The 21,882-nt window shown below is 36.5% G+C and carries 24 protein-coding genes and 1 pseudogene; 1 reads left to right on the top strand and 24 read right to left on the bottom strand.

All coding sequences use genetic code 11. The features are described 5' to 3' along the window. Positions 1-13: 13 nt before the first annotated feature. From JZY04_RS06170 to JZY04_RS06270, 24 genes and pseudogenes are all read right to left on the bottom strand, one after another. Positions 14-1,234, bottom strand: coding sequence for a glycosyltransferase family 4 protein (locus JZY04_RS06170; protein ID WP_032591848.1), 1,221 nt, complete (start codon positions 1,232-1,234; stop codon positions 14-16). 579 nt (positions 1,235-1,813) lie between these two features. Next, positions 1,814-2,251 carry an acyltransferase family protein gene (locus JZY04_RS21215; RefSeq protein WP_230849658.1) on the bottom strand — a complete coding sequence of 146 codons (438 nt, stop codon included), beginning with the start codon at positions 2,249-2,251 and terminating at the stop codon, positions 1,814-1,816. Between the two features lie 170 nt (positions 2,252-2,421). After that, positions 2,422-2,559: a glycosyltransferase gene (locus JZY04_RS21460; protein ID WP_349834517.1), complete on the bottom strand. Its 138-nt coding sequence runs from the start codon at positions 2,557-2,559 to the stop codon at positions 2,422-2,424. A gap of 10 nt (positions 2,560-2,569) precedes the next feature. Further along, positions 2,570-3,613 (bottom strand): glycosyltransferase family 4 protein, encoded by a 1,044-nt coding sequence (locus tag JZY04_RS06180; RefSeq protein ID WP_032565963.1) that lies wholly within the window; start codon positions 3,611-3,613, stop codon positions 2,570-2,572. A gap of 5 nt (positions 3,614-3,618) precedes the next feature. Further along, a complete protein-coding gene (locus tag JZY04_RS21220; RefSeq protein ID WP_333494331.1) occupies positions 3,619-4,257 on the bottom strand; it encodes a hypothetical protein in 639 nt (212 codons plus the stop codon). 381 nt (positions 4,258-4,638) lie between these two features. Then, the gene (locus JZY04_RS06190) at positions 4,639-5,616 is read right to left on the bottom strand and encodes a hypothetical protein (protein WP_032565964.1); all 978 of its coding nucleotides are present in this window, start codon (positions 5,614-5,616) and stop codon (positions 4,639-4,641) included. Positions 5,617-5,762: 146 nt separating this feature from the next. Next, complete coding sequence (locus tag JZY04_RS21465) at positions 5,763-6,629, bottom strand: acyltransferase (protein WP_032568690.1); 867 nt, start codon at positions 6,627-6,629, stop codon at positions 5,763-5,765. A 6-nt stretch (positions 6,630-6,635) separates the two neighbouring features. Further along, entirely contained in the window at positions 6,636-6,917 is a 282-nt protein-coding gene (locus JZY04_RS06200) for a hypothetical protein (RefSeq protein ID WP_032572015.1), read from the bottom strand. An 88-nt stretch (positions 6,918-7,005) separates the two neighbouring features. Further along, complete coding sequence (locus JZY04_RS06205; RefSeq protein WP_032565967.1) at positions 7,006-8,031, bottom strand: glycosyltransferase; 1,026 nt, start codon at positions 8,029-8,031, stop codon at positions 7,006-7,008. Then, positions 7,994-9,307: a hypothetical protein gene (locus JZY04_RS06210; protein WP_122141704.1), complete on the bottom strand. Its 1,314-nt coding sequence runs from the start codon at positions 9,305-9,307 to the stop codon at positions 7,994-7,996. The genes JZY04_RS06205 and JZY04_RS06210 overlap by 38 nt, the downstream gene beginning before the upstream one ends. A gap of 116 nt (positions 9,308-9,423) precedes the next feature. Continuing rightward, positions 9,424-10,170 carry a glycosyltransferase family 32 protein gene (locus JZY04_RS06215; RefSeq protein WP_032568687.1) on the bottom strand — a complete coding sequence of 249 codons (747 nt, stop codon included), beginning with the start codon at positions 10,168-10,170 and terminating at the stop codon, positions 9,424-9,426. Beyond that, positions 10,167-11,102 (bottom strand): DUF6625 family protein, encoded by a 936-nt coding sequence (locus JZY04_RS06220; protein ID WP_050442177.1) that lies wholly within the window; start codon positions 11,100-11,102, stop codon positions 10,167-10,169. Before JZY04_RS06220 ends, JZY04_RS06215 begins: the two co-directional genes overlap by 4 nt. A gap of 106 nt (positions 11,103-11,208) precedes the next feature. Further along, positions 11,209-12,192: a glycosyltransferase family 10 domain-containing protein gene (locus JZY04_RS06225; RefSeq protein ID WP_032565970.1), complete on the bottom strand. Its 984-nt coding sequence runs from the start codon at positions 12,190-12,192 to the stop codon at positions 11,209-11,211. Between the two features lie 15 nt (positions 12,193-12,207). Continuing rightward, the gene (locus JZY04_RS06230) at positions 12,208-13,167 is read right to left on the bottom strand and encodes a glycosyltransferase (protein ID WP_050443520.1); all 960 of its coding nucleotides are present in this window, start codon (positions 13,165-13,167) and stop codon (positions 12,208-12,210) included. Positions 13,168-13,282: 115 nt separating this feature from the next. After that, positions 13,283-13,481 (bottom strand): annotated as a pseudogene (locus tag JZY04_RS21470) (hypothetical protein); the annotation flags it as partial. Between the two features lie 153 nt (positions 13,482-13,634). Further along, positions 13,635-15,167, bottom strand: coding sequence for a lipopolysaccharide biosynthesis protein (locus tag JZY04_RS06235; protein ID WP_122141703.1), 1,533 nt, complete (start codon positions 15,165-15,167; stop codon positions 13,635-13,637). Positions 15,168-15,182: 15 nt separating this feature from the next. Next, the gene (locus JZY04_RS06240; protein WP_032564985.1) at positions 15,183-16,349 is read right to left on the bottom strand and encodes a hypothetical protein; all 1,167 of its coding nucleotides are present in this window, start codon (positions 16,347-16,349) and stop codon (positions 15,183-15,185) included. An 86-nt stretch (positions 16,350-16,435) separates the two neighbouring features. Beyond that, positions 16,436-17,332, bottom strand: coding sequence for a polysaccharide pyruvyl transferase family protein (locus tag JZY04_RS06245; RefSeq protein ID WP_050442174.1), 897 nt, complete (start codon positions 17,330-17,332; stop codon positions 16,436-16,438). 24 nt (positions 17,333-17,356) lie between these two features. Then, positions 17,357-18,286 (bottom strand): glycosyltransferase family 8 protein, encoded by a 930-nt coding sequence (locus tag JZY04_RS06250; protein ID WP_032591822.1) that lies wholly within the window; start codon positions 18,284-18,286, stop codon positions 17,357-17,359. 39 nt (positions 18,287-18,325) lie between these two features. Continuing rightward, complete coding sequence (locus JZY04_RS21225; protein ID WP_333558645.1) at positions 18,326-18,967, bottom strand: acyltransferase family protein; 642 nt, start codon at positions 18,965-18,967, stop codon at positions 18,326-18,328. After that, the gene (locus JZY04_RS21475) at positions 18,967-19,344 is read right to left on the bottom strand and encodes an acyltransferase family protein (protein ID WP_370635095.1); all 378 of its coding nucleotides are present in this window, start codon (positions 19,342-19,344) and stop codon (positions 18,967-18,969) included. The genes JZY04_RS21225 and JZY04_RS21475 overlap by 1 nt, the downstream gene beginning before the upstream one ends. A gap of 15 nt (positions 19,345-19,359) precedes the next feature. Next, positions 19,360-19,926 carry a dTDP-4-dehydrorhamnose 3,5-epimerase gene (gene rfbC, locus JZY04_RS06260; protein WP_122141700.1) on the bottom strand — a complete coding sequence of 189 codons (567 nt, stop codon included), beginning with the start codon at positions 19,924-19,926 and terminating at the stop codon, positions 19,360-19,362. After that, the gene (rfbA, locus tag JZY04_RS06265; protein ID WP_122141699.1) at positions 19,923-20,813 is read right to left on the bottom strand and encodes a glucose-1-phosphate thymidylyltransferase RfbA; all 891 of its coding nucleotides are present in this window, start codon (positions 20,811-20,813) and stop codon (positions 19,923-19,925) included. Before rfbA ends, rfbC begins: the two co-directional genes overlap by 4 nt. 32 nt (positions 20,814-20,845) lie before the next feature. Further along, the gene (locus JZY04_RS06270) at positions 20,846-21,364 is read right to left on the bottom strand and encodes a UpxY family transcription antiterminator (RefSeq protein WP_122141698.1); all 519 of its coding nucleotides are present in this window, start codon (positions 21,362-21,364) and stop codon (positions 20,846-20,848) included. 280 nt (positions 21,365-21,644) lie between these two features. Here JZY04_RS06270 and JZY04_RS06275 point away from each other — a divergent pair, with 280 nt between their 5' ends. Beyond that, positions 21,645-21,797 carry a hypothetical protein gene (locus JZY04_RS06275; RefSeq protein WP_164932435.1) on the top strand — a complete coding sequence of 51 codons (153 nt, stop codon included), beginning with the start codon at positions 21,645-21,647 and terminating at the stop codon, positions 21,795-21,797. The last annotated feature ends 85 nt before the right edge of the window (positions 21,798-21,882 follow it).

Genomic DNA, 21,882 nt, shown 5'->3' on the forward strand with positions numbered 1-21,882 from the left:
TTGTATCTTTTACTCATTCTTGTGACAATACTTTTTCATATAGACTGACCATCTGTTTGGCTTTATTGTCCCACGATAGTTCCTCTTGACGGACTCTGCAATTTTCAGACATTTGCTTAAGTACGTCTCTATGGTTAAACAGATATGTTATCTTCTCCGCAAAATCGTTGATGGATTGTTGCGGAGTAGATAGGGGAATTTTTATCCCTACTTGTTCATTAATTGAGTCACCATGTCCACATATGTCGAAACAGATAACAGGAAGGTTATTGTTGATGGCTTCTAAAACAACATGTGGAGTTCCTTCAGCTATGCTGGTAAAAAAGAAAATATCTGCTTTCTGCATGAGTTCCTGAACTTCATTATGTGAGATAACCCCATGCCAGATACATTGATGTGATATGTTCAATTCCATCGCTAACTTTTGATAGGAGTTATTGTTACCACCTACGATATGGAGTTTTATATGTGGATTAGCCTGTCGTGCTATGGCCTTTATCGCTAAAGGCAATTGTTTTCTGAAATCTAATTTACCTACCCAAAGCAAATTTAAATCACCTTTTTCTTTTGTACTGTTTATTATTGTTGTTTTAGGATAACACCCTGTTTCATTTAATAAGGGAGCGTCAATATGAAAATATTTCTTGAAACTCTTCTGAGATTCAGAAGATGCGGATGTTACTACAGAGGCTTTTTTTACAGCTTTTTTTACTCGTTGTGAATATCGTAACTGTAAACCGGTTATGTGATTTTTTAATCTGATGAATAAGTTTGCTTTTATCCCTGCATCTCTTAGATATGCTGTCGGAAATTTTTCTTTAGCATCTACCGGTCCCCAAACAAATGGCTTATCTAGTTTCCAAAGGTATCCGGGTTCTCTAAAGCCAATCATATTTAATTGGTGTACAATATCTATATGTTGTTTGACTATTATTTCCTGTGCCATCTCGTAAGTCTTCCATTGCCATTTCTTATAGTGTTTATAGAAACGCCAATCTCCTTGATTCCAACACATCTTCCGTACTTCTTCCGAAACCGGATTATAGTAAAAGTGCATGTGTTTCCCTTGAGGCAGGGTAGGGAGCACTGCCTCTATTTTGTCTCTGAATTCACCTTCAGTGATAATGTATAGTTCACAATGCCTGGCTAGGTTTATGCACCAGTTCCAGGCCATACCCGGTTCACTGCCCATGTTGGGAGAACAAGCGTAAGCGTTGATAAGGATACTTAGCATTTCTTCATTTGACATACTTTTATTTGATTTTTATAGCATTTTTAAATTCAAAAGGTGCAGAAGACAGGAATTGCAGAAATAGTGATGTCATTACTCTAAGACAATAAGCTGTTATACATATAAAAATAAACACAATTACAGTATTCAAAGGGAAGAGTCTGTTGAATTTATCTGTAATGATATGAAATTGAACAATATATATTTCAAGAGTAAGGCTTGCTATCGTAGTGAGAATTCTTTTCCATCTTGAAGACTGAAATAAAGTTGTACACCAATGATAACTGGCTGTTTTATATGCATAGAAGATGAATAGATGCAAAGGTAATAAGCCTACTATTTGGAAGTAGTATTTATAATCTTGTTTTCCTTTCCCTACATAAAGAATGATAAAGTATAAAACGAACCAAAAGATCGCCCATAAACAGTCTTTCCATAATGATTTTGTTTTTATTTTATCTTTATATAGATATGTCATTCCTCCCATTATCATAATACTGAAGTGGCAAACAAAATGTAAGTTCGTATGGAATATGGAGCCTGTTGCTTTAGGCATGAAATGAAAGTATAGTAAAGATGCTGCTATGGAGAACATAAAAAGTATTTTTTGTACACAGATTTTGCCCCCCCCATAATAGAAATATTGAGATTTCCAAAAATATAAAATAAAATATAGTAAATTGCGATACATTGTAGAAACCAATAGTTATTGGCTATTAGTAAGTTTTTCCACGTGATGGGATCTTTCCAAATAATGGCGGCAATAATACTCCATAAAAAAACAGAAGGCCATAGTCTTTGTATTCTTTTCTTATACCAATTAACAAATAAATCTTGTTTCTTTTCAAATCCCATCATTAGCACAAAACCGGAAACGAAGAAAAATAAAGCATTTCCATGTACTCCAAAAGTAGCCAATGAGGGTGATATATCTTTGTATAAAGGAATAAAATGAGAATTGGTTATAAATATGGCAGCGAGAACTTTTAAGAAGTCCAAATTGTAATATCTTATAGGCATGCGTTATTATTTTTTTCAGTTTGCTTTGTGAGTGTAATTAATACTATTTTATCTTGAATCCTAGTTTTAGTGAGTAGCATGTGTCGGTAAATAGTAATCCGGTCAAATGGTGTGTTATACAAAATGAGGCAATCTTTAACTTAAAAGACAGGTCTTGATAGTCTAAGTTTTTAAAAGTATATTGAACCATTGATGGTGATTACTTCATAATTAAGGAAATATTGAGTTAAGATGCTATTGATGCATCTCTCAATGTATTGAACTATTTTATAGCATGGAAGTATTATGCTGATTTTGTAAGGTTCCATGGGAATGGTTTTATGATTTTAAACTTTGGTATATGTTTCCTAACTGTGCATTGATTGTCGTAACGTTGAATGTTGTTCGTGCTAATTTTAAAGATTCCTTCGCGATTGCTTCCCTCAGTTTCTTTTCTGTTATCATCTTTTCCAGTTGTTCCGATAGTTCTTCTTCATTATTTATTTGAAAGATCAATCCGTTCTTCCCATCTTCCACGATGTCTGGAATCCCTCCCACAGGGGTTACTATGCATGGAATGCCGTAAGCCCAAGCATCCAACATTCCCATAGGAAATCCTTCACCGTCACTTGCCAAGCAATAGATAGAGGTTTCTTGAAAAACTCGTTCTTTTTGCTTATCGGTTATCCAACCAAGAAATGTAATTTGTTTACTGATTCCTAACTTTGCAGCTATTTTTTTCCCTTTCTCAATCTCGCCATTTCCGGCGAATATGACTTTCCATTCGGGATATTTTTGAGCGATTCGTGCAAAGCTTCTTAATAATATTTCATATCCTTTTCTTGGAATAATACTTCCTGCGAATAGAATCTGTTTTTTTTGCAGGTCCTTCCGCTCATTTACTGAAGGGCAAGGGTTATAAAGTATCTCAACGTGTTCGGTTACTCCCAATGCTTCCTTTATCCACCATTGCCATTGTTCGGACAGTACTAATACTAAATCTGCTTTAGAGAATAGTTTTCTATAAAGTATTTGATTGGATGATTCAAATAAAAACTTTTCATTGGAGGGATGGAAATGTAAAATCACTTTTTTCTTCAACCATTTAGCAGGATAGAAAAAAAGTGCTTTTCGTCTGGCTGATTGCGTTGTGGCTATGTGGATATGCACTATATCATAAAATGGCAGTAAGCAAATGTATTCTATCAGAGCAGTTCCTAAATACCATAATTTTCTTACGCTATTTCCATCCCGATGTGTTTCAATCCATTTACAATGAAACTTTTTCCATTGTTCTCCAGTTTCGTGAGCTTTTATAACAGATGTTATACCACCACGAGTTTTTTGGGAAGTGGCAACAACTAAAACTTTAGGTGTATGCATGGGCGTTAAAGTGTTTTTGTGATTTCTTTCCAGTTATATTCACCATCTTTAAATGTTTGGCTAAAGATACGTGCACAGCAACGTAGCAGGTATACTCCCATTAATATGATGCCAAACATGATGATTAAATTCAAAGGAAAAATGGAATTCATTTTGTCTGTAAATAATGATTCTTGTATTAAGTATATCTCAAGGCATAGTCCACCGATAAACTTAATCCACCAACCTACTATTTTGTGTTTATAGCAATATTTTAAGGCATTACTATTACATATTTTATAAAAATAAAATGTAGTCATTAATAGAGGTATTAGAGATAGTATTTGGAGTTCGTCTACAATTGCAATTTTCCTGCCGATAAACAGATAAATATAATAGATGGCAATATTCCCCATTAATTTCAATCCATCCCATTTTAAAGAGTAAGTTTGTTCTTTGCGGCTGATTCCCATCATGGCCCCCATAAGCATGAAGAGGAAGTAATGACACCATTTATAATAAGTATGTCCATACATATTATACTCTATGGGTCTATCTATGGCGATATACCAGATTATACATATCCCAGCTGCTATGACAAATGCCAATTTCAATCTGCTAAGCATATATCGTTGAATGAAATAAAGAGCAATATAATATATCATAATGCAAGTTACAAACCATCCCCTCCATTTATGACCGTGTATCTCATTTCATTATGATAATTAAAGATGAAAGCTCCTACTATTGCCCACGCAAAGACTGTGGGATATATTCTGTTGATACATCTCTTATACCAGTTGTCGAATCGTCCTATTCTTCCTAAAAAAAGAGTGCATCCGGAACAAAAAAAGAATAAAGCATCACCAATAGCTCCACCTGTTGCTAAATCATTAAAATCACCATACAGTAATTTCATGTGCGAATTGGTAATTAACAGTGCTGTTATACATTCAGTATATCTATACTAATATTTTGTTGTTTCATCAATGTGTTGAATTGGGTAAATCTTTTTCAGACAGTCTTCCTTTTCCGGTATATGTAGTTTATTTTTTTAACATGATAGTCCTCATCTTTTTATAACATCTTTGCATACTATATGGGTGATCAGGCATTTTCTTGGTTGATGTTTGTATTTCGTTAATAGCTTCTATCCAATCTTCCAATGTCTTTACTGCATGAAATGCCCGGATACGCTCTTTCGAATGATAAGGGTTACGGGTTATAATTAGTGGCTTTTGCAATCCCTCAGCATCGGCAATTGTGGACAGCCCTACGCAGTAGTTCAGTTTATCCTGACGTAATGGGCAAACCAATGCTTTGGCGTCAGCCATAGCTTGTACCATCATTGGATAGGCATTGCCGTTGTTTTCAGTGATTATTACCTCAATATTAGGAATGTTTTTGCATCGTTCCGGGAGGTTCTCAAAGTTATTGCCCGCATGACTTTTGCAGGTAATAATCTTTAGTGGGACACCGGTATGTCGAAACGCCTCAATCAACGTATCAAAATCGCGCTGCTCCTTGCCCGTACTTACAAAATACCCATTATCTGTCGTGGATACTTTTGCGAAGAAATTCATATCCGCTCCCCATCCGGGTACAGAACATTTCCCTTTCTGTATATATTTGCCTTCAATACTTTCTTGCATCGTCAGTTCTGATAGGAAGAATAAGTGTCTCACTCCTTTTAACAACAGTCGGTAAAGTATCTTCTTGGATCCGTTACCACCGTTTGGTGTATGGTGCAGATAAGCGAAAATCGGAATTCGTATTCCATTGAAAGCTGCCAGCAACAATAACAATTTATGTGCCTGCAGATTCAAATTGGGGATGAATACTATATCAGGCTTATGCCGTTTGATTAAACTCAAGTCATTGAATAAATTGTATTGCTCCTGTTTCCAAATCACTTCATGCCCGTCTTCTTCCATTTCGCATGCTCCATAGAGCCAGTGAGACGGATTTTTCCCTTCTTTCCATAAATCGTGGTTATAGGGTGTACCGATATATAATATTTTCATACTTTTTTATAGACTATGTTGAACCGATTTTAGTTAGCAGTAATTTCCATATCCATTTGCGAGGTTGGTCTATGAGTATGGCAAAAATGAAAAGAATTATTATAAGGAGAATTGTATGAATAATAAATTCATTTATCGATAACTCTTTAATCCACGTACCTATTTGTGAATAATACCAATGAGATACGTTTCCCCCCCCCTTCATGTATAAGATAAATAGGTAACATGGAGCTCGCTACCCAATTTATGATGGAGTTATGGCTGATAGAGAGACTGGCAAAAAACATAAATAGACAGACAGCTCCAACTAAAACGAGAGGTGAAGAGTAAGATGTGGCTAATCTTACATCCCATTGAGTCCCTTGCAAGAGAATGGAAAGTGTTAATGTGATACACAAAATGATTAAATACCTCCTTCTATGTGATGCAATATAGCTCTTTTGTGATATTTTTTGTAGCCCATTTCCAATATAATAGAGTAATATGAAATGTAAAAGACTGTATCCGGAAGCGTCAAAATGTTTATGAAATAAAAAGCCATAACCAACATCAAAAAGTAGTAATATTCCCAATCCGATCCGGTAGTCATGCCGATTAAGCACAGACAACAATTTATTCAATAGGGGCGAGGAGAGCATGAGTAATACATAAATGTCAATAAACCATCCTCCTCCTGATATTGGACCGCTGAATGGTTTTGCTATCCATTCAAATATGGGATGTTCTATTTTTAGGAAGAAAGTATCGGCACATAGGTGAAACAGTTTATAGAAGGCTATAATGTACATTAGCGAGAGAAATGATCGCCAAGATAGCTTAATGCCAAAATAACCGGAGATGAGAACAAATAGGTTTACTCCGAATATTACAGGCGCACATAGCATTGGCGGAATTGTTTTGGGGAGTATTCCCGTAGGAGCAATTCCATGTATAATGACATGATACACTACAATCATAGCCATAGCTACAATGCGTAATAACTCTATGTTCGATTTACGTTGCTGAAAAGCCATTTGACGTTATTGTATAAAATTAAACATACCCTTTATTTCATGTGCCAACCTTTTCGAATAAATCTCTGCACCTGCATGGTTCATGTGGTATGAATCTGAAAATAAATATTTACGATAGATTATATCTTCATCATTGCAATGTGAGATGATTGGAATGTTGTGTTTTTCCGCTAATTCATAGATGGCCGCATAAGTCTGATGGAGATGCTTGTTGCCGCCATAGAATGGAGAGAGGGGAAATACAAGCTGGGTTCCGTTATCTTTGCAATTTGGGATAAACTTCTCCATGAAATACATTTTTGTGCTATCTATCTTTATAATCATTTCGTTGTTCTGTCAATGTGTTGAATTGTATAAATATTTTTTATTTTCTCTGTTATTTTATAAGTTTGCATATTAAATTTATTATGGAAAAAAGTCTGTATTTCATTAGATACATCATCACATAATGCCCTTTGGGCATTAGTCTTATTGGGTATGTATTCCATATTTCTTTCCAAACTTTATCTGTACACATTTGTATAACCAAGCTTCTTTTCTCTGAATATGCCATACTGCTCCTACATATTTGTCGGATATAGAACCGTACGTATCCAATAAACATACGATCTGTGCGTATACCGACTTCATTTATTAAATTATATTGTTTAGTACGGCGGACTATCTCTTGACGTATGTTTAGGAAATATGAAAAACGATCTGTACGTGTTTTTTTTGATAAAGACTTAGTGTTATTGTAATAGTAATAGAAAGTTTGAGGCAGCAAACAAATGCATTTAGCATGACATAATATGTCAATATGCCAGATTAGATCTTCACTGATTAAAATACGCTCTGATTCAAAACGTAGATGATTGTTGGCTATCATTTCGTGTCTGTATAAAGCCACTTTTGCAGACATAGGAACTTCACGATCTTCTTTGACAGAAGGTTCTGAAGCAATCATGTTTAGTAAATATCTATGAATATGAGCTTTATCACGGATAGTTTCTTTCTGTTTAGGCTGTGACATAGGTTTTACTATTCCCTCTTGATTAACAGTTTGAATACCTGTAAATACCGCATCAGCTTGTTCTTCAATAGCAGCTCTATACATGGTTTCATACATGTTTTTATCCACATAGTCATCAGAATCACAGAATGCTATATATTCGCCTTTTGCTATTTCCATTCCACTATTGCACGCCATTCCTAACCCTTCGTTCTTTTTGTGTATTACTTTTATACGGACATCTTGTTTGGAATAATAGTCGCACATTTGTGGACACTTATCCGGTGATTCATCATTAACAAGAATTATTTCTATTTCTTTTAATGTTTGATTTAAAAGAGATTGTATGCAACGGTCAAGGTATTGCTCGACGTTATACACGGGGACGATGACAGATACTTTTGGAGCCATTTTTATTTATATATTTGTTCATGGAAAGCTTTTGTTTACGGAACTTTATTCCGACAAAACATAAGCTGAAAAGAATGAATGGAAAGTAGTAAGCCGAATAGGGTACAGCGTTATACCACATAAAAATATAAGATACACATGCCATAAAAAGACCAATTGATGACCAGTATTTGATAATACTGTCTTTTGTGTTTTGGTAGTATCTATAAAAACGATAAGCTATGAGGGCATAAAATAGGAGGAAGAGTATAAATCCTAACCATCCTAATTCTAATAGAATATATGAAAAAGTAAAGAAAAAATAGAAAGTGGGATAATACATATCAGCCAAAGGTGTTTTGAACAGTTGTGATTGTGTTAATGAGCCTATGCCATTTCCAATTAAGAAAGTTTTAGATTCTTGTGAAAGAATAATGGAGCTCCGTTCTATACAAGTGTTCCTGTTGAAGCTTAACAACCGGTAAGTTCCGGATTGAAGCGCATAATCGTTTTCGAGATACTTGCTCATTTCCTCCTTATCAAAAACCGACTCTACATAGTTTTCGTCATAATAAAGTAAGAGCGCAAACTTCATGATCGGGATCATTGAAAAATATGCTATTACTAAAATAATCACATGTTTAAAATTGAATTTATTTAATAGTACATAACCTCCATATAGCGTAAGTGGCAACAGTATATAAAGTAACTTGATCTCTGCCAGAATACTTGTTGCAAAGCATAAACAACATGCTGCTATAAACTTTTGAATAGATAATCTATGTTGCAAATATTCCATCTCTGCGATAAAGGCGATAACCGTAAGATAGACAGACAACTCTCCATTACCACTGAATGTTCCACCCATAGAATCACCTACTTGTCCCAAAGCAAACTCTACTATCACAAAAAACATATTCCATAAAAAAGACTGATATAAGAGTTTTCGCCCCCATACTATATCCCTTGGTCTAAAATAAAGTAGAATCATATAGGCCATTAAACCATAACGAAAGAATTGCCTGACACCCCATATTGTGGCAGTCATGGGGGTAAAACTTATGAGTGAAGAAATTACTCCTAATATCAATATGCTGTAAAAGATGGATATCACAGCCTTGCCTACATATAATTGCAGATTATTTTTTTCTTTGCGTGGTTTCTCCATAAAGAGAAGAATACATAGTAAAATATCCGGCATTATAGTAATCAATTGGTTGTTCCATATAAATCGATTAATTAAGGAACCGTAAATCACCCACAAAATTGATAAGTGTAGAAGCTTTCTTTTATCCATATTTCAATATATACTTTAGTTTAGCTGTCCAATATTCCTTTTTTATTTTGGTTTGTGATAAATAAATTTTTTTTTAGATCTAATTTGGATGTTTACGTTAATGTACATTGAAAACTTTATCTTCTTAGCATACTGATTGCAGTCTTAATTCCACGTCCCAAGATATTTGTTCTGAAGAAATACCCTTTCCACATCATGAATTTATCTTTCCTGGACATCCAGGTGGCAGAGTAATGATGGATGGTGCGGGTATTTTCCGTTATCTCAAGTTTATTCGACATAAACTCTATAGGACAGAAATAATCCCAAGGATAGACGGTTATGCCCTCTATATTTGTTGGCTTGTCTACTTTACTGTGCATACCATGTTTTTGCAATACATTTGTCACGACAGGAACAATGGGGATTTGCTCCATGTGTCCATCAGGAAAAATGTAATGAGTGTTCTCGTAAAAAGCCATCACTTCTTTGATGATAGGGTGATGTGTCTCTACGGCAAAACCGATACCCACATTTACCATGTCATCTGTTTCCGGTGTGGCGGTATGCTTTTCTATACCCATCCATGCTCCATGGGCAAGGATATCATCCATGCTTTTTATCACCTCAACATCCGTGTCGAAGTAAACGCCACCATGCTCGTAAAGAATCTTCAGCCGGGCATAGTCACTTACGTATGCAAACTTCTTCACATCATAAGCCTCGCTGCTGAAAGGGATGCAATGAACATCATAGTTGTCCTCGTTCCATTCTCTGATTTCGTGGTCTGGAAGAAACTTTTTCCAACTATCGATATATCGCTGATATTCGGCAGGTATAGGATTTCCTCCAAACCAGCAGTAATGAATCGTTTTAGGTATCATGATAGACAGCCTTTTACTTCTTTATGGTTGAATATTATTTTTTTGTAGCCTTTAAAGTGTTCTTTATCGCAGATACCATTGTCGCTGTCTATTTTCCAATATCCTTCTCTCCAATAGTATGCAGTAGTTAGCCAAGGCGTTTTTTTAAAGAACAAGAAGTGGAGATAGGGGAGTTCTCTTCCTTCCGGATCGATAATCTGATGTTTCTTTACGTCGTATGTCCATTCTTTGTCAATCCCATTTTCCGGTCCGGCATGAGGGCTTGTCCAAAACTCTTTGAATAAGCATTTGTTTACTAAAAGTGGATTTAGAAGGTCAAGTACAGTAAAATAATGGATACCGAAAGGTTTTAATAGAAGTCCATGCATGCGATGGATGTATTTGATGAATGGATTTACCATTCCTGACCATTCACCTTCATCAAATGCATAATGCTGATTGTCTACGAGACGTTTCTTCCAATTCTTTATTCTGAAGCATAGCGTGCGCCAATACTCGTTGTTTCTGCAGAGAGTAAAATGGCCTGCAATATGGTAATTATGGGTTGTTAGCAATTCGTAACTGCTTAGCATTTTGTCGTTGATTATCATGGATAAGTCTCCATATACAAGATCCAAATCACCGAATCCCCAAAAATCATAGTCTTTCAGTTCTTCTTGATGAACGATACCTATAAAGGGTTTTAAGTCAGTGAGTTTGTAGGCGCTATTGATGACATAGTTAATTCCAAGCCGGGTTCCAACCAGCTTACAATATTTCTCAAAACTCGTTGAGATAAACTTAGTGTTAGAATAGGTCTGTTGAGGTACAGGGCAGTCTGTATAGAAGATGAAGTCTATATTAGGATTTTGCCCGCATGAATAGAAGTATAGTTCTATCCATCCCGGCCATTGGCCAAAGTAAGGTATAATTTGAGCTACTTTATATTTCATGATTTTGTATATATGAAACTTGGATCCTCTTTTGGTGGTGGAATAGATACTATTATGCCTATTGCTTGGGTGTTATCAATATATGTTATTCTTGATCCGCTTTTCATTAGATGTTGGTAACAATTTCTTTTATCTTATTCTCCAATGTTACATAATATCCCCAAATGATTTCATCTGCCCCAGTGATGAAACGTTTTTGACAAGCGAAGTCCATGTACTTTTTCTTGTCGGCATTTAGTTCATCTATCAGTTTTATTGCATCATTATTCTCTTTTCCCATTTCAAAAAATACTATTGCTTCTTGATTTAACACATTAGGCTCCGGACGGTTATCTGAACCATGATAAATGGGTACACAGCCGGCATATATGGCTTCAAAAAGTTTTTCTGTCACATAACCGTCATAATTAGAGTTTTCCGGGGTCAGGTTAAAACGGTAATGTGTCAGGTATTTCAATTTGTCATCACCGTACTTCAATTTTAGTTCATCATTGTTATGGAACAAGTGACCATCGCAATCTACTTTATCGATATTGCAAAGTTGATTGAATATCTTTTTACGTCCTGTATCATCGTGACTGCATAAGAAAGAACAGAACTTTCTGTTCTCGTATGCATGATTTTTAGGAGAATTCATTTGTTCTATCTGCTGTTTTATTTCATTGTGTGTTGCGGTCGGTGAGAAGACATTCCACATGATCCAGAAAGGAAAGCGCATGTATTGCGGGTGGTTAATCTCGTCGAAACCTAATGACAGGTCAATACGTTTGTCGTCAAGGAAACGATGCAACCATTGTTGCATCGTTTCCTTATGTAAATTCTCCCGTTCTACAAAAATACGTATATCACTACGATCCAGATAATTGAGCCACATGGGTGCAAAAATACTGTAAAGCCCTATTCTGGCTTTAGGGTTATTTTTTAATAAATCACGTTTCTCAATAAAATCGATTAACCAGTAATCCTGTTTACATACATTACACCAATTGTATAAACGTACTTGATGATTATGGGTTGCTTTTAAGGCATTGTGTCGTATTTGAATAATATTTTTCCAATACGTATATTTATTTATAAACTTATTTTTCATCTGGTGGCATTTATTTTAATATCGAATTAGTTTATGGGCTATTGGATAGCATCCTATTTTTATCATCAAATATCCCAATCTCCAGCGTAGACTTTTTACGTCATGGAAAGCTGTATATTCATTTTTTTTGAATTCTCTTTTTATTTCTTCTTTTGTAAGGCATTTATTCATAAATCCTTCGGCGAATATTCCAAGAGAAGAGATTCGTTTTACTTTATTGTACTTATTGTCTATAAGAATTGAGTCCAATTTATCTTTAAACGCCCTTCGCATGCTATAACTTTTACGATTGATTTTATGTGTAATTGAGTCCACATTGATAAAGTAATGGTAGTAGGCCTTGCCGAGATAAGTAACCTTTACTTCTTCATGCTTTAGAATCTGTGCCCATATTAATACATCCTCGCAATAATTAATACCAAAGAAAAACCGGGCATTATATTTTTGATATAGTTCTGTTCTCACCATTTTATTCCATAAGGCACCAAATATTCTGCTTTCAAGAATATCCATTAATACTTGGTTGGCATTAATGGATGATGGCTTTTGTTTTTTGATAATGCCTTGAGTAGCGGAGGAAGGCGCACTTTTATTGATGAAGTAATCGGCTATTACTACATCGGCTTCTTCTGCTTTTGCTTTGTTGTACATTTCTTCAAGCATAGTCGGCTCTACCCAGTCGTCAGCATCGGCATGTATGGAATACTCACCACAAGCATTGTCTACGCCTAATTGACGAGCCATAGCCACTCCCCCGTTCATTTTATGGAAAACTCTTATTATAGGATGGTGGGAGTTGTTGCTATCACTATATTTTGCTGCATACTGATTGCAGATAATAGCCGTGTTGTCTGTAGAGCCATCATTGATCAGTAGTATTTCAAAGTCTTTGAAAGTTTGGGATAATAGTGTTTCTACTATGTAAGAAATACTCTTTTCTGCGTTATATACAGGAATGATTACAGAAATTTTCATAACGTTTTTGAGAACTCTATGTAAGCACTCACTGTTTGACTATAATACCCATAAAGGTACTGTAGCCCATATTGAGTTATATTCTTGATAAAGATAATGGACGCTAACCTAATATAGAATCTTTTTCATCTGCATCAGTTGGCAGACCATCAACTTGGACTTCAACGGTTTTGTTATGCGTATCCTTATACCACTTTTGAAAGAGGTTACAAGGAACGTTGTTCTTTACACAGAATGACTGGAGAGATTCTCCATGAGGTAGGGGCCTCCGTTTGGTACTGAAAGTAAAACCTTTCTAAATCTTCGCTATACATAATTTTTGAATTCTGTTTGCAACGAAGGTAGGCCTTTTAATTTATAGCCTTAAATTGAGTTGTGCTTACAGTTTGGTGTGGTGGCGTTTTTACTATGTGGAAAATATTTTTCCGATGTTAATTCATTGAGATTATATAGATGTTTTTATGCTTTCATTTTATGTTATTGCGTTTAAAAAAGGCTTTGAACTTTTGCTTTACCATTTGTTTGGCGTTGTATCCTAATCCCCATTTGTAAATGATACTTGTAGAACAAATAACAGATAAAGAACACACTGTAAAGAATCTGGAAACTTCATCGTTTGTAATAAGGTTATGTGCTATTAATGGGATGACTGCTGAAAGTGCCATTAGCGATAAGTTCTTTAAGAATATGGAAAAAAAGTATTTTTTTGCTGGGAATTCTGCATATTTTGATAGAATATGCAAATTCGTACAGAACGCTAAGAATAGAGGGATGATAGCTACTAAATAAGCCGAATTAGGGGATCCCCCAAATTTGAGGACAATATATACTAATGGAAAATTTGTAAGATAGATGGAGGATGTCCATAATGCTAATTGTTTCATCTTTCCGATAGCTACTATGCCTTGATCTATCATTTTGTTGGAGTAGCTTATTAGACTAATAAAAATACTTATTTTTATAAAAGTACCAGTGTACTCAGGTACTTCTGTTAGCCATAGTTCTAATACAAAATCTATTTCTATCAATACTGGAATTACTATTATTGAAAGTAAGAAAAGCGTATATTGAGAAATATTGAAAATAAGATCTCTAAATTTATCTTTTTCTCCGGTTCCGTAATATTTCACTAATTGTGGAACAGATGCTGTAATAAAGCCATCAACAAATTGTCCTATTGTAAATATAACTGTAGATGCCAATCCTCTTGCTGCGTTAATGGCGGTATTGAAGAATAGATTTAGTAATACTGCAACCCCTTGAGTGTTGAGTACTGCACTAAAGTGTCCAACTGTTGACCATCCGGAAAAGTGAAGCATTGATCTAAGAAGAGACTTATCTATTTTAAGAGAGAATTTACATTCATTGAATTTTTTGATACAATAGAGTCTATATAGAGAGACGTTGATAATATTTACAGCTAACTGAAGAATTGCATAAATGATTAATTTGTCTCCATCAATAAATACCAGAAGATAAATAATGATGAGTTTTGAAATTACATCAAATATACTTAAAAGCGCATATATGTTAAATTTCTCATGAGCCGTGACCGCAGCTGTATAAGGGGTCTGAGTAATAGTTAACATAACACTGATTAGTGATAATTGATATACCCAATTGGCAGCTTCAATTCTATTAGGATTGATGTTAAGATTATTGTTTAAAAACCATAATCCAAATGTTTCTGTAAGGAGTAAAACTATACAGGCTATTAGTAAATGGGTGAAAAATGCAGTTGAGAATGTTTTTTGTAGTAATGTGGCTTCTCCTTTTCCTATATTTAATGCTAAAAAACGACGGGTACTTGTTTGTAGAATGCTGTTAAGTAATGTGAACATAGAAGTGAATCCACCTACTATATTATATATGCCATAATCACTGACTCCTAGTTTCTCAAGGATTATTCTGGTTGTAAAGAAACTGATGCACATGGTAATGAACATGCGCATATATAAGAATAAAGTGTTTTTGACAATTCGTCTGTTGTTTTCTTCCATAGAACTTTTAAATTACTATTTAAATAGATCGAAAATTTTATTTTTAATTACAGATGTAAATACTCGAAGTTTAAATAGTAAAGTGAGTTGATCTTTATAATAGGGGATTATTTCCTTATAAAAGCTGTTGCTCCTAAAAGTCGCCTCTAAATACATGCGTCGTATATAGGTTTGGCGATGTGTTTTATAATAATCTACATCAAATACCGCGCGATAGTCATCTATTACATTCAAAGCATCTAATGTAAGAAGAGTTCTAATACATTTGAAACATTTGCTATCATTTTGAGATTCATTCACACATACGTTAAGATACTTCTGTGCCGGTTTATAAGAAATAATATACTTCGTTTTCTCTAAGCGATTCGCTTCACTGCCGGCAGAATAAAAGCGTATATTATTTATAGAGGCCATTGATAATGTTAGTAAGTCGTAATGTGCTGAGCCTAACTCTGCATTATGGTTTTCTCTCTTCAAAGTAAATTCCGCATATGAATAACCAGAAGAATAATAATATGTCTTTATTTTATTTTGTATATGGTAAATACAAAATAAGGCCATATATGTGTGATTTTCTGTATGGGAGTAAGTGAGATATTTATTTAAGATCAAATGTAGATTTGTTTCAATAAATATAAAATCAAATCCATACTCTGCGGCGAATGCTTTGGCGATCTGTAACCTTCCTTCCACTAGAGGTGTCCTTAATATATCCGCCGCTTTCATTGAACTACCTGCGTTAAAGAATGCTAATGTGTTAATTCGGTTGTTCTCGGGCGTGTGCTGGGATGTATGTTGCGCTATGGTATATAAAGAATCTACGCCACATGAAATGCCGGTTGCAACAATGCGCCTTTCTCCTTTGATTCCATTTATCAGTGGAGCCTTTATTTGAATCCTGTGTAATGATGGGTTACAGCCCGTTAAGGCATTGATAAAATGAAATTCAAGATTATAATATAATTCATCTGTTATGGGTATATCTGATACTATATCATAACCTTCACAAAGGGCGAAGAACAGAAAACCCCATACAAAAGCGTCTATTCTATCTGTGATCGTATCATTGGCGATTTCTTTATTAAAGGTTGTTTTTATTATTTCTTCGTTTTCATTGATGAAAATCCTTGCCTGAATACTATCTTCAGTCTTAATGATTTCTTGAATTCTTATTTCATTCATTGGTAATTTATGTTTTGAGATAAAGATCTGTTGTTGATATTTATAGTGGATTACACATGATGAACCACTCGAAATTTATTGTGGTCTCACTCTTGTGGAAACAATGGGAATGGCGCTGCGTCAATCAGTGGTTGTAGGTTTATATATCCTTTTTTATATAGAGATTTTGTTGCTAAAATATCAGCGAGACTTGTCTTGGTTCGCATGATGAAAGGTTTTTCGCGATCTGCGTGAATGGATAGAAAGAAATCATGGAATTTAAAATGTCCTCCCATCAACTTTCCCGACAGCTCTATCCATAAATTAGGAATTTCATAGGTCTCACTCATGATAAGCCCGTGCAGTGATGAAGAGGCTATATACTCGCAATCGCAAATCTGGTCAATTATTTCATGCCAATCTTTATAACCCTCCATGCGGATTATTAGTACTGCCGGATCATTCTTAAATTTGCTTAAGGCAGGGTGATTAAAATCACTGTAATGGGGAATGATACCGAGTTTGTATGTGGGAGTTGTATGTTGTGGTGTATAGACTAATTTAGCAAGCATTGCGGGATCTCCATAAACTTCAGGGCATTCTACCTCATTGTTGATGAAGTATTTTCGTGTTAGCGGTCCCCTTACCGCTAATATTTTCATAGGTGGGGTTGAAAGTGATACTGTCCCATCAATAATCCCAGCCCCCCATATGACACTGCGATTATTACCAAGCATGACGGCTGTAGAACCTATCATTATATAATTGGTACTATTGCGATGCATGGATATTGAAGAGGTATAAAGATATGATACCTTTCTGTTGAATAGTCGCTCTACTAAAAAGACATTTATATCGTCTCCCCAATTCCTGTGCATCAATTTGCCCCATGAATAATGTAGACAGGCATTTATGCATATAGGATGACAAAAGAGATCGAGCAGTAGAGTCTTTATCTTTGTAAAAATGATGTTAAAAGACGAGTGTTTATAGGGATCTTTCATGTCTTTAGATGATTGGTGAGGATATTATTGGGTCAAGTGCTCATTATACCTCAGTATATTGAAATCATTGAGTATATTTTTTATATGCTTGTTGAACCGTTGGAATAATGTGAGACGTTCAAAGACGGGGAATCGCTGATGCACATCATACCAGGGAGTAAGTTGCAAGTATTGGCGGTAAAGATATCCGAATGGATGATTGCAATCACGGAACCAAGGTTTTATGGGACATGCAAAATGAATAATGCCGGGATTGCGTTTAGCCTCTTTTAGCTGCGGGAGATATTGGCTGAAAATCTTAGGCTTACGCATAAAATAGAATGTTACCATATTCCATCGGATTGGCAAGGTTTTAATTTTATCTTTGAAGTACATGGCTATTACATCCTGTTCGTTTTGTATTTTGGCGGCAACTGAACGGGTGAAGTTGAAAATCGGTTGGCTGTATTCCAGCATTCTCCATTTCTTTAAATCACAAACCATGACTCCTGAATTGATATAAAGATCGTTCTGTGATAGACCAATACGCTGTTTGTGCAATATACAGTCCGGAATATCCTCAGCGGCAGCTATGACGTTATCAGATAACTCAATATTGTAGAGTTCCGCTATGTCCGCATTGATAACCATGTCCACATCTAAGAACAAGCAACGTTCAGCTTCCTGTGGTAATATGGTGGGAATGTAAAGTTTGTAGTACATCATGGTGCTCCATTGTCCCACGGGTAAGTCTTTGATCTTTGCGTCAGAACAGATATGTTGGGTGAGATAAGAATCATACCTCCTACAAAGTGAAGATATGCGTGATTCCGATTTTTGTGATAAACCGTTAGTCAGTACATACACATGAAATATTTTCCTTCGATTTGTCTCAAAAAGTGAGGTTAGCATGACTGCCGCATGTTGTACATAGCCTTCGTCTGTAACTATGACTATATGATATGGTTTATTCATTAATTGTGTAATATGTCTTGATTTTTGTGAATTTACGATTTAGATTTTAAGCACTCTCATGATTCTTTTATTTATCCAATGCATGCCCAATGAAGATATAATGGTGGAGACAATAGCCAAAATAAAGAAAAGCGGTCTATTGTGTATCATTGTATCAAGTAGTAAGAATATAGTGCCTTGCATTAGATAAATTTCATAATAACAATTTTGTGTAACTTTGATGTTTTTCCTAAAATTAACTCTTTGGAGTATATACAAGGCTAATAAAATGAACAAGATATTTACGAGGTAGAACGAAGCGTACGTATAGCGCCATCGTGATAGCATCTGAATATTGTCTTGAACAATGTCGAGACGGTATGTACAGAGAAACAGCAGTATCAAAGTGATGAAATGCCATTTTTTCACCTTATTCATTTGGTTCATTAGGAGGCATTCGTATTTATAATACCAGAGGCCTATAATAAAACAGGGAGATGCGTTTATCCACCAATGTGGCAGGCCGGCCAATAGCATTCCCGCTAACATGAAAACTATGACAAGGCTCAATGCCGGCAGTTTATATCTGGGAATGAAACGCATTACTATATAAAAAAGTAAATATAAGAGAGTGATTTCCGTGACGTACCAGCTATAGGGTAGGAGCGGATTGGAGGAAAATAATCTTTGAATCGCTTCTATTACCCCCCCCCCCTATGGTTAATTAATCTTAATATTGGTATATATATAATATACGCTGTCAGTAAAGGGATTATAATTTTACTTATTCGGTGTATGCAAAATCCTTCAAGGTACTTCTTGCCTTTGAGACTATAACTGCACATTAATCCATAACCTGACAGAAAGAAGAAGATAGAAACGGAAAGGCTTCCAAATTGACTTTCTGCTGCCCATGCGGGATTATGCATGTAGAATGTAAACAGGTGGCATACGACAACTGCAATGGCTGCGATTAATTTGACCAAGTCCGTTAAATTACGTTTTTCACAAAGGCGGCGGTTGCTACGTTGGTGTTGTGCTATTATACATAGCAGTAGCAAAATAAATGATAAGAACATGGGGCTAAGATTATATTAAGAAATCGGACTGAACACTTCTGTATCGATCTGTTCTTTCAGTCTTTTGTGCCCCTTATCCTTTTCACTAAGTGCTACTTTCTCTCCTGGAATTCTCCAATCGATCCCTAAATCCGGATCATCCCACGCTACGGCTCCTTCGCTTTCCGGATGATAAAACTCATCACATTTATATTGGAACACGGCTTCTTCACTTAATACTGCAAAGCCGTGTGCAAATCCCTTCGGAATAAAAAACTGAAGATGATTCTCACCGGTCAATTCTACTGCTACATGCTGCCCGAAAGTAGGGGAGTTCTTACGGATGTCTACTGCTACATCAAGTACACAGCCTTTAATGACACGCACCAATTTACTTTGTGTGTAGGGTGGTTTCTGGAAATGTAGTCCCCGAATGACTCCATAGCAGGATTGGGACTCGTTGTCTTGTACAAAAGTTACAGGAGTCACCTTTTCATTAAATTCTTTCTGGGAAAATGATTCGAAAAAGTATCCCCGATCATCTTTAAAAAGCCGGGGCTCAATGATTACTAATCCTTCGATGCCTGTTTTTATTACATTCATTTCTGTTTGTCTAATTCGTCTATCACTTTTAGCAAGTATTGCCCGTATTGGTTTTTCAGCATCGGCCCCGCCAGTCGGCGTATTTTATCCGGTGTGATCCATCCTTGTCTTAAGGCGATCCCTTCAAGGCAGGCTATTTTTAAACCTTGGCGTTTTTCAATTACTTCGATGAAGGTGGAAGCTTCGGATAGGGAGTCGTGTGTGCCGGTATCCAGCCAGGCAAACCCACGCCCTAAAAGTTGCATCTTTAACTCCTTGTCATCAAGAAAATGCTGATTAACGGTCGTTATCTCTAATTCTCCACGAGGGGAAGGTTGGATGTTCTGTGCAACTTTAACCACTTTGTTGGGATAGAAGTAGAGTCCTACTACTGCATAATTGGACTTTGGGTTTTCAGGCTTTTCCTCTATATGAAGAACGTTGCCCGATTGATCGAATTCTGCGACTCCATATCGTTCGGGATCGCTTACCCAATAACCGAAAATAGTCGCTTTTTTATCTTCTTCCGCTGTACGCACTGCCTCTTTTAGTAATTGGGTAAATCCGGGACCATGAAAGATGTTATCTCCCAGTACTAAACATACCGAATCGTTTCCAATGAACTCCTGTCCGATGATAAATGCCTGTGCCAAGCCGTCGGGTGAGGGCTGTTCTGCGTATTCGAAACGAACGCCAAAATCTGAGCCATCGCCTAACAGCCTTTTGAATCCGGGTAAATCGATGGGGGTGGAAATGATTAGTATCTCTCGAATACCCGATAGCATGAGTACTGAGATAGGATAATAAATCATAGGCTTGTCGAAAATAGGCAGTAGTTGTTTACTGACTCCCTTAGTAATGGGGTAGAGGCGTGTACCCGAACCACCGGCTAAAACAATTCCTTTCATTGTCTGTCGTTTCTTTTATCTATTAATATCCTTCATCTCACCGCTTCCATCTTTCCCACTCTCTCCACGAACCCTACCGGCATATCCACATGGGCGCAGCCCAGCATATCCAGCCTTACCGCCACCTTGCTTTTGCCGTTGATGGTCACCAGTTCGCCTTCCAGTCCGGTAAGCGGACCTTTGATCACTCGCACCTGTTCGCCGGGGGCGAAGGGGGAGGAGCACACTTCGATGGCTTCTTCGGAGTAGTCGAGCATGAAGCGGAAACGTTCCATCTGCTCGTCGGGGATGACGGCGGGAGTACTTTCGCCGCGCAGCACCATGTAGCGGCTGACGGACGAAAGGGTCAACACTTCGGCACGTTCTGCCGGATCGACGTGTACGAAGATCATCATCGGGATGACCACGCGCTCTATCTTTTTGCGGCGGTCGCTCCATTGATGGATTTCTTCCTGCACGGGCAGGAAACTTTCGATGCCCATTGCCGTCAGGCGGTCACGGGTTTTCTTTTCGTGATAGAGACGGACGTAGGCGGCAAGCCAGGATTTCATGTCGGTTGGGGAGTATGGTTTGAGAAAGTGGGAGGGGCGCTCCCGGATACGCTACGCGGTTACCTGTCACAGTTGTCTGCTTGGGTAAACCGAATCTTACGTTTGATTTTGCTGCAAAGATAGATATAAATTTACTAAATGCAATAAATTGTTCATTAAAATAGAAAAAATAATGAATTTTTAATCTTTGGATTGTACTTTTGTGAGTTTTAATAATTAACATATATTTCAAATTTAATGATTATGGAAAAAAAACTACAAGTTAAAGAACTCGAATGAGTTGCTTAGAGAATTGTCCGGACAGGTGTTTGCTTTGGTGCGTGAGCTTCCCAAACCGCTCTCGAGGGAGGAGATGCGGGAGATGAAACGGTTGTGTCGTTTCCTGAGTAATACGGTGAAGGATCAGGAGCGGAAGCGGGAAGTGAGAAAATAAATTCGGGCGTTAAAAAGAGCCGGGAGGCAGACGGTGAAAGTGGTGTGTGGGTGGGTGTGGAGGCTTTCCGAAGGGACTTTTACGG

Source organism: Bacteroides sp. 11BF (genome assembly GCF_019633765.1).
GTDB classification, from domain to species: domain Bacteria; phylum Bacteroidota; class Bacteroidia; order Bacteroidales; family Bacteroidaceae; genus Bacteroides; species Bacteroides hominis.